We start from the raw sequence: 13,636 nt of genomic DNA on the forward strand, positions 1-13,636 counted from the left end.
AACACTTTTTTGATCTATTTATTTGTATATACATTTAATGCATACAATTAATCAGGATGACATCATGGATCTGCTGCTCACCAATGCTCGCCTCGTTACCATGCTTGACGGAGACATGGGTTACCACCCGACTGATCCGCTCACCATTGGTATTCAAGATGGGTTGATCACGTATGTGGGTGTGGACACTGAGCACCATGCAAACCAACGCATCAACCTGGAAAACCGTCTGGTCACACCCGGTCTGATTGACTGCCACACCCATCTTGTGTACGCCGGAAATCGCGCGAATGAATTTGAGATGCGCCTAAACGGGGCGCCATATCAACAGATTGCCCAGCAAGGTGGCGGGATCCTTTCTACGGTACAAGCCACACGTCTGGCAAGCATCGACACCTTGATTGAGCAAAGTCTGCCGAGATTGGATGGGCTGCTTGCCAGCGGTGTCACATCCGTGGAAGTGAAATCTGGCTATGGGCTGACCTTGGCTGACGAGATCAAAATGCTGCGAGCGGCCAAGGAGTTACAACGTCATCGTAAAGTTAAGGTCACGACGACTCTCTTGGCCGCCCACGCCCTTCCTCCCGAATACGCTGGTAGAGCAGATGACTATATCGAGTTCATTTGCCAAGAGATCATTCCAACGGTTGCACAAGAGCAACTGGCTTCGAGTGTGGATGTGTTTTGCGAGTCGATAGGCTTTAACCTCGCGCAAACGGAGAAGGTGTTTCGCTGCGCTCTTGAGCATGGCTTGCACATCAAAGGCCACACCGAACAGTTATCCAACCTTGGTGGTAGTGCATTAACCGCCAAGTACCATGGGCTGTCGGCCGATCATATTGAATACCTAGATGAGGCTGGTGTTCTCGCCTTAGCCAATTCGTCCACGGTAGCGACACTGCTGCCCGGCGCTTTCTATTTCTTACGTGAACAGCAACAGCCGCCGATTGATCTCTTGCGCCAGCATCAAGTGCCCATGGCGATTGCCTCCGACGTCAATCCAGGCACTTCGCCTTTTGCCGATTTGACCTTAATGATGAATATGGCGTGCACACTGTTCAGACTCACGCCACAAGAGGCGCTGCGCGGCGTCACCCAACATGCGGCGCAAGCGCTTGGCTATCAAGGAAAACGTGGGCAAATCGGTCTTGGCTTGGAAGCCGATCTGGCGATTTGGGATATCGAACACCCCGCTGATTTAAGTTATCAAGTCGGTGTAAAACGCCTGCATGCTCGCGTGGTCGATGGCGATTACCAACAGCACAAAGGAGTGTTGTGATGAAAAGTCCACTTAATCTCACCAACGAGTTTCATTGGCAAGGCCGACACGATGCCGAAGATGGTGCGCTGGGTAAACGCGTCCATCATGTCATTCGTCATGTCGACTATGCTGACATCGAGCAACTTTCACGCGCCGTTGCCCTGCTGGGTTTCGCCTGCGATGCGGGTGTGGCGCGTAACAAGGGGCGTATCGGGGCAAAGAAATCTCCCGATTTGATCCGCCGTGCACTAGCCAATCTGGCTTGGCACAGCGATGCGCCGTTCTACGATCTCGGCACTGTGGTGTGTGAGGATGACCAACTCGAGAGCAGTCAGCAGCAATGTGCAGAGGTTATCAGTCAAGCCCTCGCCCACTGCCCGGTCATTACCCTCGGCGGCGGACATGAAGTCGCGTGGGCTTCATTCCAAGGCTTAGCGGCTTATCTGCAAAATCATCAGCCACAGAGTAAGCCCAAAATTGGCATCATCAACTTCGACGCACATTTCGACCTGCGCACGTTTCACAGCCAACACGCCGAAGTTAAGCCAAGCTCAGGTACACCATTTAATCAGATCCAGCACTTTTGCCAGCAGGCGGGCTGGGATTTCCATTACGCGTGCCTTGGAGTAAGCCGAGCGAGCAATACCAGAGCGCTCTTTGAACGCGCGGAGCAACTCCATGTTTGGTATGTGGAAGATAAAGATCTCGGGGTACTCAATCTCGACTATCTCCTGACACAACTGCAGCACTTCATCGATGGTTGTGATTACCTCTACTTAACCATCGACCTCGATGTTTTCCCGGCAGCAGCCGCACCGGGCGTCAGTGCGCCAGCAGCCAGAGGCGTGAGCTATGACTACTTGGCTCCGTTTCTTGAACGCATTCTCAGCCATCATTCCAAGCTGATGCTGGCAGACATCGCCGAATACAACCCAACCTATGATGTTGACAGCCAAACCGCCCGTTTGGCCGCCAGATTGTGCTGGGATATCGCCAACGCGATGAATAACAAGTTTTAGACCGAACTCGGCCTGAACAGCGCCAGCGTTCAGGCGACTTAAAACAACTATCAGGTCGGCCAATGAGCCTGCCAATTCGTGAAATTAAAGGAGTCTCCACATGACACAAGGACACGATCCTCGCCTTGACACCAGCAGAACCATTCGCGCCCCGCACGGTACAACTCTGCGTGCCAAATCCTGGCTCACTGAAGCGCCACTTCGCATGCTGATGAATAACCTCGACCCTGATGTGGCAGAGCACCCGCACGCACTGGTGGTCTACGGTGGCATTGGCCGTGCCGCTCGTAACTGGGAATGTTTTGATAAAATTGTTGAAGTGCTGGAGCGCTTGGAAGAAGACCAGACGCTGGTGGTGCAATCGGGTAAACCTGTGGGCGTTTTTCCCACCCACAAAAACGCACCACGCGTTCTGATTGCCAACTCAAACTTGGTGCCGCATTGGGCCAACTGGGAGCACTTCAACGAGCTCGATAAAAAAGGTTTGATGATGTACGGCCAAATGACGGCTGGCAGTTGGATTTACATCGGCTCACAAGGCATAGTGCAAGGCACCTACGAAACCTTTGTTGCCGTGGCGAAGAAGCATTTTGCAGGTGATGCCAAAGGACGCTGGGTTTTGACGGGTGGCCTTGGTGGCATGGGCGGCGCGCAGCCGCTGGCAGCGACAATGGCTGGCTTTTCTATGATTGCGGTTGAGTGTGACGAATCACGCATTGACTACCGCCTGCGCACTGGTTACGTGGACAAAAAAGCCACGTCGCTTGACGAAGCCTTGGCGATGATCAAAGAAACCGATAAACCGATTTCGGTTGGCTTGCTGGGTAACGCCGCCGACATCTTCGCTGAGCTGGTTGAGCGCAACATCACCCCGGATGTGGTCACCGACCAAACTTCGGCGCACGATCCGCTTAACGGTTATCTTCCGCAAGGTTGGAGCATGGCACACGCCGCCGAAATGCGTCTGCAAGATGAAGCTGCGGTTGTCAAAGCAGCAAAACGGTCGATGGCGGTTCAAGTCCGTGCCATGCTCGATCTGCAAGCTCGCGGCGCTGCGACGCTCGACTACGGCAATAACATTCGTCAAATGGCGCTGGAAGAAGGGGTGGAAAACGCCTTTGATTTCCCGGGTTTTGTACCCGCGTATATTCGCCCGCTCTTCTGTGAAGGAATTGGCCCATTCCGCTGGGCAGCCCTTTCTGGTGATCCGGAAGATATTTACAAAACCGATCAGAAGGTCAAAGAACTGATCCCAGATAACCCTCATCTGCACAACTGGCTCGACATGGCACGTGAGCGCATTCAGTTCCAAGGCTTGCCTGCACGGATCTGCTGGGTCGGCTTGAAAGATCGCGAACGTTTGGGCCAAGCGTTTAACGAAATGGTTAAAAATGGTGAGTTAAAAGCGCCGATAGTGATTGGTCGCGACCATCTCGACTCGGGTTCTGTCGCCAGTCCGAACCGTGAAACAGAAGGCATGATGGATGGCTCAGACGCAGTTTCAGATTGGCCACTGCTCAATGCTCTGCTGAACACTGCGGGCGGCGCAACTTGGGTTTCGCTGCATCACGGTGGCGGCGTGGGAATGGGCTTCTCACAACACTCCGGTATGGTGATCTGCTGTGATGGTAGCGATGATGCCTCTGCGCGTATTGCTCGCGTGCTGCACAACGACCCAGCGACTGGTGTGATGCGCCATGCCGATGCCGGTTACGACATCGCCAAAAAATGTGCTGCCGAGCAAGGGCTTGATCTGCCAATGCTTAACGAAGAATTGCGCAAGTTGAAGTAAGGAAAATCGACATGTTTAATCTCACGCTGAACCCAGGCCACTTGAGCCTAAATGAACTGCGCAAAGTAAGCCGCTCCCCGCTCAAATTGTCCTTGGATGCATCAGCGATTCCAGCGATTGAGGAGAGCACTCAAGTCGTGGATCGCGTTATCGCGGAAAATCGCACCGTGTACGGCATCAACACTGGCTTCGGTTTACTGGCCAATACGCGTATCGCCCCAGAAGATCTCGAAACACTGCAACGCAGTATTGTGCTTTCGCATGCTGCGGGAATCGGTCAGTTTATGGCAGATGAAACCGTCCGTTTAATGATGGTTTTGAAAATCAACAGCTTGGCTCGCGGCTTCTCCGGCATTCGTTTGAAAGTGATCAACATGCTGATCGAACTGGTGAATGCCGAAGTCTACCCTTGCGTACCACAAAAAGGCTCGGTCGGCGCTTCGGGCGATCTCGCGCCGCTGGCTCATATGAGCACAGTTTTGCTCGGTGAAGGCCAAGCGCGTCATAACGGCGAAGTCATTTCAGGCTTGGAAGCACTGAAAATCGCCGGACTCGAGCCAATTACGTTGGCACCCAAAGAGGGCTTAGCACTTTTGAACGGCACACAGGCGTCTACTGCCTTTGCACTGGAAGGTCTGTTTATTGCAGAAGATCTGTTTGCCTCAGCCACCGTGTGCGGCGCAATGTCGGTGGAAGCAGCGCTCGGCAGTCGTCGTCCGTTTGACCCGCGCATTCACCGCGTACGCGGTCACCGCAGCCAAATGGATGCCGCAGCGGCGTATCGTCACTTACTGGAAAACAACAGCGAAATTGGCGATTCCCACAGCAACTGCGAAAAAGTGCAAGATCCATACTCACTACGTTGTCAACCACAGGTGATGGGAGCGTGTTTGCAACAGATCCGCAACTCAGCCGAGATATTGCTGGTTGAAGCGAACTCTGTGTCGGATAACCCGTTGGTGTTTGCCGAAGACAACGACATCATCTCTGGTGGTAACTTCCACGCAGAACCGGTGGCAATGGCAGCGGATAACCTCGCCTTAGCGATTGCTGAAATCGGCAGTTTGTCAGAGCGACGTATGGCGCTGCTGATCGACAGCGCGCTGTCGAAGCTTCCTCCTTTCTTGGTAGACAACGGCGGCGTGAACTCAGGCTTTATGATCGCTCAGGTCACTGCAGCCGCTCTGGCCAGCGAGAACAAAACCTTGGCTCACCCTGCATCTGTCGACAGTTTACCGACTTCGGCAAATCAGGAAGACCACGTGTCGATGGCAACCTTTGCGGGGCGCAGACTGCGTGAAATGGGCGAAAATACGCGCGGCATTCTTGCGGTTGAGTATCTCTCCGCTGCGCAAGGGTTGGATTTCCGTGCACCGCACAAATCCTCACCACGTATTGAGCAAGCAAAACAGATGTTGCGTGAAAAAGTCGCTTTCTACGATAAAGACCGCTACTTTGCGCCAGATATCGAAAAAGCCAATGCGTTACTCGCACTGGCGGTACACAACCCACTGATGCCTGAAGCGCTATTGCCCAGCGTTATCTAAGCGAAGAAAGCCGAGAGAGTTGCGATTCTCTCGGCTTTTCACCTGCTTGATTCATCTTTTGCATATAAATCCGTGAGCACATCGCAATCTTGACACTGGATGGACCATTGACCTCTCAAAGTTGGCATATAATCCACGGCAGTTTAAGTTATGTCAGATGAAGTATGTTTCTAGCACCTTATTTTTCAAGCAACCAACGACAATTCCAGTTTACCCGCGAACAGGCAAGCCACTTTGCCAAAAAGGTCGCCGGTGATTTCAACCCTATCCATGATGAAGACAGCAAACGCTTTTGCGTACCCGGCGATCTGCTTTTTGCTGTGCTATTGCGTAAAGAGGGCGTGAGCCAGAAAATGCGTTTCGACTTCTCTGGGATGGTCAGCGATGGCGTTGCACTGCACATTGAAAATAAGTGTGAGAAAGAGAGCGCAGTGGTCGATGCCGCAGGCAAAGAGTATTTGCATATGCAGCGTGAAGGCCAAGTGAATCACAATCCCGAATTTATCAAGCATGTGGTCACCAACTACGTTCAATTCTCTGGAATGAACTTCCCGCACATTATGGTGCCGTTGATGGAAGAGCAGCAGATGATGATCAACTGCCAGCGCCCTTTGGTCATTTACGAGAGCATGGAAGTGGAATTTAGCCGTCTCGACCTGACCCACCCTGAAGTGGAATTTACTGGCGCAACATTTGACGTCGATGGCAAACGTGGTGTAGTCACCATGAACTTTGCGTTTAAAGAAGAAGGTGAAGTGGTTGGCCATGGCATCAAACGAATGGTCGCCAGCGGCTTGAAGCCTTACGACCAAGAAGCAGTGGACGATTTAGTCAATCGCTTTCATTTGCGTAAAGAAGAGTTCTTGCAACGTTTTGCCGCGGCGGCTTAACCAAGCGAAATGATAAAAGGGGCCATTTGGCCCCTTGCTCTTTTTGGCTAACTATTTACTGAGTTGACCCTTTATCCACGACGACGTAGCAAACCAGCTAACAGCGCAAGGCCGATAAAGCCGAGTGAACCGCCTGAAGATGAGCCTGATGAAGCATTGTTGCTGGTGGAGAACTTGAGATTACTTAATGTGGCAATGTCACTACCCTCTGTGACTTCTTCATCCTTCATGCTGACAAAACTGACTTCGTTCGAAGCTTGGTCGAGAGTTAAGGTTTGCGTCCCTCTTACATTATTGCCGCTAAAGAACGCTTTTTGCTTACCATTAACGTAAACTTTCAAACCGTCATATTCCGCTTCAGAATCAACCGAATAGCTGAAACTCAAGTAACCTTTTTCCAGCCCCTTGACCACCAGCGTAGATTCTTCACCATGGGTAATTGCCGCAGATTGAAGTGTGCCATTATTAGCAGACCAAGGCTTCTCACTACTAAACACGCCACTGTTGGCCATCGAAAAGAGCGAGGCGACATCATTTGCGGCAAGAGCAATCCCTGTATAGGCCAATTCCATCTTAATCTCCGGCACCAGATTCGAATCTGATTGCATTGTCAGTTGCGCGCTCGTCGACTTAGCAGAATTCACGCCGATTGTGCCTTTGATAATGCAGCGCTCGCCATTGTTTAAGGGCACTGCGCTACACTGGTCGTCTAAAATGGTAACACCGGAGTTGCTCTTGAGATTAAACGTCATTGTTTGAGTTGAATTGTTGCTCACCACAAATTCGTGGGCAATGTCCGAAAATTCCACATAGCCCAAGTCATGGTATTGGGTAAAATCGACCCCAGCCGTTCGAGACTTGACCCAAGAGAGCAAGTTGCCTACGTTGGCATACACACCGTACGCATTGGCTTGAGCGCATCCGTTCCCCCAACTCACCACCCCGACTTGAATCTTAGAGCTGTTCCCGAGCGCCCAGATAGGGCCGCCGCTGTCACCCTGACAAGAATCCTTGCCACCTTGAGCGTAGCCTGCACAGAACGCATCATCGCCAACATTCTGGTAGCCATTACCGAGCGCGCGACAAACATCACTGTCTACCAGCGGCACATTGACTTGGTGCAGCGCATCGGGATAATCTGGGTTACCCGTTGCATCACGGTTCCCCCAGCCAATCACTGTCAGCTCTTCACCCGGCCCAAGGGAATCAAAATAGGACTGGTTGGCAAGTGTTGCCCCGCTAATGTTTGGCTTGGTTTTAAGCTGTAAAATGGCAATATCAAAGCCAGAAGTCACCGCATTATACGCTTCATGAACGTAAATACGCTCAACATCGGCGGTAGCACCCTGCGTACCCGCTTGAGAGAGCTCGGTGAGACCAATCGCGACTTTCAACGAATTAGCTTGAGAATGATGGACACAGTGCGCAGCGGTCACCACATAGCCATTACCGATATAGTTTCCGCCACAAAATCGCCCTTTATAAACGCTTTCTGCGTCAGCACGGTAGAGGACAGCCATCGTCGGCCAAGTCCCCGCTTGTGCCACTTCTCCACCGATAATACGCTCTTCAACGTGAGTTACAGGTTTGGCAATCACAAGAGTGCTTGAGGTAAAAAGGCCAGATAGAATCAAAACATTGCTGACGACGCTTTTCTTAAGCATGTGACTTCCTTGTATTCTAATCGCCTGACAGGTAACAATTAACACGCAGATGTAAGTGACTTCACGTTCAATATATAAAGGGATACTCTATCAACGCCCAAAATACAAATATGACTACCATGACGATATAGCGACAGCTTCCAACCGCCGACCATCAAATCCAGCGTCTAACTTTTTGTTTATATTGCAAATAAGCCGAACCAAACCGCTTTTCTAACGCACGTTCTTCGGGCTCGATCTGAAAGCGATTCATATACAACACAAACAAAGGAGCAAACGCAAAAGTGATAGCATTTTGCAACCAGCAAGCATACGAGAGTAACAGTAGCAACAGCGCCAAATACATCGGGTTGCGGCTGTAAGCAAAAATGCCACTCGCTACCACAGTTGAGGCCGTCTCTGGTTTGACTGGATTGACTGTTGTTTTTGCCTTACGAAACTCTCTCACACCCGCAATACCAATGACACCGGAAAGTCCGAACGGCAGCAAGGCGCTCACACGGGGAAACGTCAAGCGCAGCAAAGGCTCAGCCAGCCATAGGTCAACGGCGAACATGCCTGTGCACATCAGCAAGAAAACCGCTACCGGGGGAATTTTGAGCTCTAACTTACGCATAACTTCTCCAAAAAATAACCCGGCTAAGCGCCGGGTTGTGGTATTACAGAATGCTGAGCAGCGCTTGAATCGGGTGCATCTGCTTCGTGCCTTCAAAACGTTTTACTTGGCTACGGCATGAATAGCCAGTAATCAAGCAACGTTCCTTAGGCAGCCCCTCTAAGCTTGGCTTCCAGCTCAGCGCATAGATATCTTTCGACATCTGCAGTTTGTCACTTTCATGGCCGAAGGTTCCCGCCATACCGCAGCAGCCTACCGGAACCGTCTGCAGCACAGCGCCAAAGTGGCTAAAGATAGCGCCCCACTCTTTTTCCGCATTTGGCAGCTTGGTTTTCTCCGTGCAGTGGGCAAAGAGATACCAAGGCTGGCTATCTTCGGCGGTGAGAGAAAACTCTTTTAGGCGTGGCAACAACCACTCGTGCGCGGTAAGCACTTGGAACTCGCCGCGTTTATCGGCCAGGATTTCGTTGTACTCATCACGGTAACAGAGCACCAGGGCCGGATCGACGCCAACCATAGGGATACCAAGATCGGCCACCATAGTAAGGAATTTTGCGGTATCTGCCGCCGTCGCGGCAAAACGTTTCAAGAATCCTTTGATGTGCTGCGCTTTGCCATTGGGCTTAAAGGGCAACAACACTGGCGTTTTACCCAGCTTGATGGCCAAGCTGGCAAAATCTTCCACCACTTGTGCATCGTAATAGCTGGTAAAGGGATCTTGCACAATCAGCACATGATTGCCTTTTTCCTCAGAAGACAACGCATTGAGCGCCTGCAGATCAAAGCTCTTCAACGTGGTGAGTCTCTGTTTCAGCGTCGGCACAGATAGCAGCGGCGTATCGACGTAACCAACCGTTTTTTCCGTCAGGCTTTGCACCCAAGACTGAGAAATAACACCGTTGACCAACTTGGGCGCTTTGCCCATCAGCGGCAATAAACTCTCTATGTTGGCAACTAAGTAATCTTTCGCTGGGCGCTGATAACGACTGTGGTAAATATTGAGGAATCGCGAGCGGAAACTCGGCACATCCACTTTGATCGGACATTGGCTGGCACACGCTTTACAAGCTAAACAGCCGTTCATCGCTTCGTACACTTCGTGCGAAAAATCATACTCATGACGCTTATTGATCGAGTTTCTCACTCTATCCAATAAACTTTTCACCGTGGGCGAGCCAGCGACAAGCTGCTGTTCCAAATCAAGAATATCAATGCCTTGTTCCGTCAACTGGCGTAGCCATTCACGCACTAAGCCCGCACGCCCTTTAGGCGAGTGGCGACGATCGGCGGTGACCTTCATGGAGGGGCACATCGGCGAGCTGGTGTCGTAGTTAAAGCACAAACCGTTGCCGTTACATTCCATTGCCTGTTTAAAGCTGTCTCGCACCTTGACGTCAATTTGCCGATCGTAATAACCCCGTTTGGTATCGGACACTTTCACCAGAGGTTCGTCACTCTCGAGCGGCGTACAGATTTTACCCGGATTCATTTTGTTATGCGGGTCAAACGCCGACTTGATGCGTCTGAGCTCGGTAAACAGCTCCTCACCAAAAAATTCCGGGCCGTATTCGGAACGGAAACCTTTGCCGTGTTCACCCCACATCAAACCGCCGTACTTAGACACCAGCTTGACCACTTCATCGGATATCTGCTTCATCAGCAGCTCTTGCTGAGGATCACACAAATCCAGCGCTGGGCGTACGTGCAGCACTCCGGCATCAACGTGACCAAACATGCCATAGTCTAGCTGTTTACTATCAAGCAATTGACGAAACTCAGCAATAAAGTCGGCGAGGTTTTCCGGTGGCACACAAGTGTCTTCCGTAAAAGCAACAGGTTTAGCGCGCCCTTTCGCAGCCCCTAGCAAGCCCACCGCTTTTTTGCGCATGTTGTAAATTCGACCAATGCTGGCCAGATCATCACACACTTGGTAGCCAATAATGCCCGCTTCGCCATTTGCCAACATCTCATCTAAGCGAGCGACCAACGCGTTCACCTGCTCGCTGACCTCTTGCGGATTTTGCCCGGCATACTCAACCATGTTGATGCCCAACATCTCTTGTCCCGGCACATCGGTGATTAAGTCGCTCACGGTATGCCAAACGATGTCCTGCTTGGCAAGGTTCAACACTTTGGAGTCGACCGTTTCTACCGAGAGCGCTTTAGCTTCCACCATAAATGGGGCATTACGCAGCGCAGCATCAAAACTGTTGTACTTCACGTTGACTAAAGTACGCGCTTTGGGAATTGGCGTGAGGTTGAGCGTCGCTTCTGTGATAAAGGCCAACGACCCTTCGGCGCCACACAAGACACGAGTAAAATTAAACTCGCCACTCTCATCGTCAATGGCGTTTTTCAGATCGTAACCGGTAAGAAAACGGTTAAGCGGCGGAAATTTATCCACAATTTGCTGACGTTTTTCCCGGCAAACGGCTTCCGTCACTTGCAGCGCTTTGTGCGCGTATTCACCTTCTTGCGGCAAACCATGTGAGAGATCGGTTTCAAGAATGGAACCATCGGCAAATACCGCTTGCAATGAGATCACATGGTCGGAGGTTTTGCCGTATTTCAACGAGCCTTGGCCAGAAGCGTCAGTGTTGATCATTCCGCCCAGCGTCGCGCGGTTGCTGGTCGAGAGGTCAGGAGAGAAAAAATAGCCGTAGGGTTTCACTGCATCATTGAGTTGATCTTTGATCACCCCAGCCTGAACGCGAACCCATCCTTCCTTCTCATTGATCTCCAGAACTTTGTTCATGTGCCGCGACAAGTCCACCACAATGCCTTTGGTCAGCGACTGGCCATTGGTTCCGGTACCACCACCGCGCGGAGAGAAGGTAACCCGTTCATAAATAGGCTTTTGAATTAGTTTGCCAATCAAAGCCACATCTTGGGTAGTTCTAGGATGAACAACCGCCTGAGGAAGCTGCTGATAAACACTGTTATCTGTGGCGACCGCGAGACGGCTAGAGTATTGGGATTCGATGTCGCCGCTAAAACCAGCCTGCTTGAGCTCTTTGAGAAAGCTCAGCACAACAGGATCGACATCCGATTGCGAGTTAAGTTTTGGTAACATTTGCTTCCTGCCCCTACAACACTGATCCAATCAGTTGCGGGTTAATATTTTTGAGTTTGAAAATAATCTTTGAATTTCGTCACTTTACAACATTTAAAAAGGTGATCAAATCAGAATCTCAATGCAAAAATGGAAGAGTTGCTTTCTTTTCTGCAGATTAAAACCTAAATTCATTACAAGAGATATTGTAAAGAACACACACAGAGCATTGATAATGAAAAAAAATAAAGTCGTTACGACTGAAGACATCCTGTTAAAATTGTGCCAATCCGTTTCTGGCGTATTAACTTCCGCCACCTCATCACAAATCAACTACTCTGCCATGGTGCAGAAAATCAACAAAACCAGCTTAAAACCCGATTTTGGCTGTTTCGTGCTGTTTGATGGCGGTTTTACTGGATTAGTCGTCATCAATTTCACTGCAAAAGCGGCCTTAGAAATCTACACCAACTACATGCGTAACATGGGCATGCCAGAGGAAGAACTTGCCGTGTTACATACTTCCGACGAAGTGGGCGATGTGCTTGGTGAACTGATGAACCAACTGGTAGGCGATTTTACCAACAAAATCCGCAAAGAGTTGCAAACCAACATCACACAAAACCAACCTAAAATGCTTTCTTTGAATAAGCAGGTTTTGCTGTCGGTGGATACTAACCTCGACCGTCCTCAAGCACGTCGCGTGACTTTCTCCACAGAGAACAACAACATTTTCTATCTTGAGCTAGCCATGGATAAAACGGAATTCATCCAGTTAGAAGATTTTGAAGTGAGTGAAGATGAAAACCCAGATGACATCTTAGAAATGACGCAAGCTAACATGCGCAGCAAGCAGCAAAGCCAATCCTCCAGTGATGATTTGGATATTGCCTCTGACCTTTTGGACGAGTTGGGCATCTAACTCGTTTTGCTAAGCGAACTTCAAGCCGCCCCCTAGTGAGGCGGCTTTTCTTTTTATCGCACGACACTGGTTAAAGATGCAGGATTTAGTTTTCTAACGAAAACAGGTAAAATATGCGACTTTTCTGAGCCACCAGGATTTGTTGTCACTTTCCATGGATAAACAAAAAGCACTGAAGAAGATCGCCAAGTGCCTTGAACTAGGTAACTCTGCGAACGTTAACGAAGCGGCCAATGCGATTAAAATGGCCCATCGCCTGATGATGAAATACGGGCTAGACAAAGACGATATCGAGTTCATTAAAATGGGCAAGACACAGTCGAGTCATCTGTTGCCAGCCAACGTCAGCTCCGTTTTGCTCCGTGTGATCCGTGGAATCAATACCAAATTCGGCGTCGAAGCGGTGCTGCTTAACCATAAAGGCTTAAAGAGGTTGGAGTTTATTGGCGAAGCCGACCGCGCTATCTTTGCCGCCTTTGCCTTTGACATCATTTACCGTGAGATGAACGAAAGTACCGGACAGTTTCGCAATAGCTTCGCAGGTTCTGGCACGTCCAGTCTTGAGGTGACCCGACGAGTCAACTCCTACGTTTCCGGTTGGGTAGAAGGCGCTTTGGAAAAACTGCCAGTAATCACGCCCGATGAAGAGTCGGCGAACAAAATCAACAGCTACATCGACAAAGAGTTTCAAAACATTGATCGCGAAACATTCAAGAAGCAGTTGCGTGAAGCGATGAAAAATCTCACGGCCGATTATGAAGTGGGTTTGAAGAAAGGCCGAAAAGTGTCAGTTAACCGCCCGGTTGGTAGTCAACAAGCCACCAGAAAAATAGAAAAAAGATAACTTTACACTGACAAAGAAAACATTAATGC

Annotated in this window: 10 protein-coding genes; 7 read left to right on the forward strand and 3 right to left on the reverse strand. The window is 50.3% G+C overall.

The features are described from left to right. Window positions 1-64: 64 nt before the first annotated feature. The 5 genes from hutI (at window position 65) to EA26_RS14670 (ending at window position 6,509) form a co-directional block, all read left to right on the forward strand. Window positions 65-1,279 carry an imidazolonepropionase gene (hutI, locus tag EA26_RS14650; protein WP_039429422.1) on the forward strand — a complete coding sequence of 405 codons (1,215 nt, stop codon included), beginning with the start codon at window positions 65-67 and terminating at the stop codon, window positions 1,277-1,279. Further along, entirely contained in the window at window positions 1,279-2,280 is a 1,002-nt protein-coding gene (gene hutG, locus EA26_RS14655) for a formimidoylglutamase (protein ID WP_039429425.1), read from the forward strand. The genes hutI and hutG overlap by 1 nt, the downstream gene beginning before the upstream one ends. Window positions 2,281-2,380: 100 nt before the next feature. Then, on the forward strand, window positions 2,381-4,072 hold the full coding sequence (hutU, locus tag EA26_RS14660; RefSeq protein WP_039429427.1) for a urocanate hydratase: 1,692 nt from the start codon (window positions 2,381-2,383) through the stop codon (window positions 4,070-4,072). An 11-nt stretch (window positions 4,073-4,083) separates the two neighbouring features. Further along, window positions 4,084-5,619: a histidine ammonia-lyase gene (hutH, locus tag EA26_RS14665; RefSeq protein ID WP_039429429.1), complete on the forward strand. Its 1,536-nt coding sequence runs from the start codon at window positions 4,084-4,086 to the stop codon at window positions 5,617-5,619. A 164-nt stretch (window positions 5,620-5,783) separates the two neighbouring features. Beyond that, window positions 5,784-6,509 carry a DUF3581 domain-containing protein gene (locus EA26_RS14670; protein WP_039429431.1) on the forward strand — a complete coding sequence of 242 codons (726 nt, stop codon included), beginning with the start codon at window positions 5,784-5,786 and terminating at the stop codon, window positions 6,507-6,509. A 71-nt stretch (window positions 6,510-6,580) separates the two neighbouring features. On the opposite strand, the gene EA26_RS14675 is transcribed toward EA26_RS14670, so the two are convergent. The 3 genes from EA26_RS14675 to ydiJ form a co-directional block, all read right to left on the reverse strand. Continuing rightward, on the reverse strand, window positions 6,581-8,173 hold the full coding sequence (locus EA26_RS14675) for a S1 family serine peptidase (protein ID WP_039429434.1): 1,593 nt from the start codon (window positions 8,171-8,173) through the stop codon (window positions 6,581-6,583). A gap of 154 nt (window positions 8,174-8,327) precedes the next feature. Beyond that, window positions 8,328-8,789: a methyltransferase family protein gene (locus tag EA26_RS14680; RefSeq protein WP_039429436.1), complete on the reverse strand. Its 462-nt coding sequence runs from the start codon at window positions 8,787-8,789 to the stop codon at window positions 8,328-8,330. 43 nt (window positions 8,790-8,832) lie between these two features. Then, complete coding sequence (gene ydiJ, locus EA26_RS14685; RefSeq protein WP_039429438.1) at window positions 8,833-11,862, reverse strand: D-2-hydroxyglutarate dehydrogenase YdiJ; 3,030 nt, start codon at window positions 11,860-11,862, stop codon at window positions 8,833-8,835. Between the two features lie 214 nt (window positions 11,863-12,076). On the opposite strand from ydiJ, the gene EA26_RS14690 reads away from it, so the two are divergent. After that, window positions 12,077-12,763, forward strand: coding sequence for a DUF3334 family protein (locus EA26_RS14690; RefSeq protein WP_039429446.1), 687 nt, complete (start codon window positions 12,077-12,079; stop codon window positions 12,761-12,763). Window positions 12,764-12,917: 154 nt separating this feature from the next. Beyond that, entirely contained in the window at window positions 12,918-13,607 is a 690-nt protein-coding gene (locus EA26_RS14695; RefSeq protein WP_039429449.1) for a DUF2786 domain-containing protein, read from the forward strand. Window positions 13,608-13,636: the final 29 nt, after the last annotated feature.

It is taken from the genome of Vibrio navarrensis, assembly GCF_000764325.1.
Taxonomy (GTDB): Bacteria; Pseudomonadota; Gammaproteobacteria; order Enterobacterales; family Vibrionaceae; genus Vibrio; species Vibrio navarrensis.

What these genes read in the sequence shown, in the direction of transcription:
- EA26_RS14680 (WP_039429436.1), bottom strand. Translation starts at nt 8,789, where the DNA reads ATGCGTAAGTTAGAGCTCAAAATTCCCCCGGTAGCGGTTTTCTTGCTG.
- ydiJ (WP_039429438.1), bottom strand. Translation starts at nt 11,862, where the DNA reads ATGTTACCAAAACTTAACTCGCAATCGGATGTCGATCCTGTTGTGCTG.
- EA26_RS14690 (WP_039429446.1), top strand. Translation starts at nt 12,077, where the DNA reads ATGAAAAAAAATAAAGTCGTTACGACTGAAGACATCCTGTTAAAATTG.
- hutH (WP_039429429.1), top strand. Translation starts at nt 4,084, where the DNA reads ATGTTTAATCTCACGCTGAACCCAGGCCACTTGAGCCTAAATGAACTG.
- EA26_RS14675 (WP_039429434.1), bottom strand. Translation starts at nt 8,173, where the DNA reads ATGCTTAAGAAAAGCGTCGTCAGCAATGTTTTGATTCTATCTGGCCTT.
- hutI (WP_039429422.1), top strand. Translation starts at nt 65, where the DNA reads ATGGATCTGCTGCTCACCAATGCTCGCCTCGTTACCATGCTTGACGGA.
- EA26_RS14670 (WP_039429431.1), top strand. Translation starts at nt 5,784, where the DNA reads ATGTTTCTAGCACCTTATTTTTCAAGCAACCAACGACAATTCCAGTTT.
- EA26_RS14695 (WP_039429449.1), top strand. Translation starts at nt 12,918, where the DNA reads ATGGATAAACAAAAAGCACTGAAGAAGATCGCCAAGTGCCTTGAACTA.
- hutU (WP_039429427.1), top strand. Translation starts at nt 2,381, where the DNA reads ATGACACAAGGACACGATCCTCGCCTTGACACCAGCAGAACCATTCGC.
- hutG (WP_039429425.1), top strand. Translation starts at nt 1,279, where the DNA reads ATGAAAAGTCCACTTAATCTCACCAACGAGTTTCATTGGCAAGGCCGA.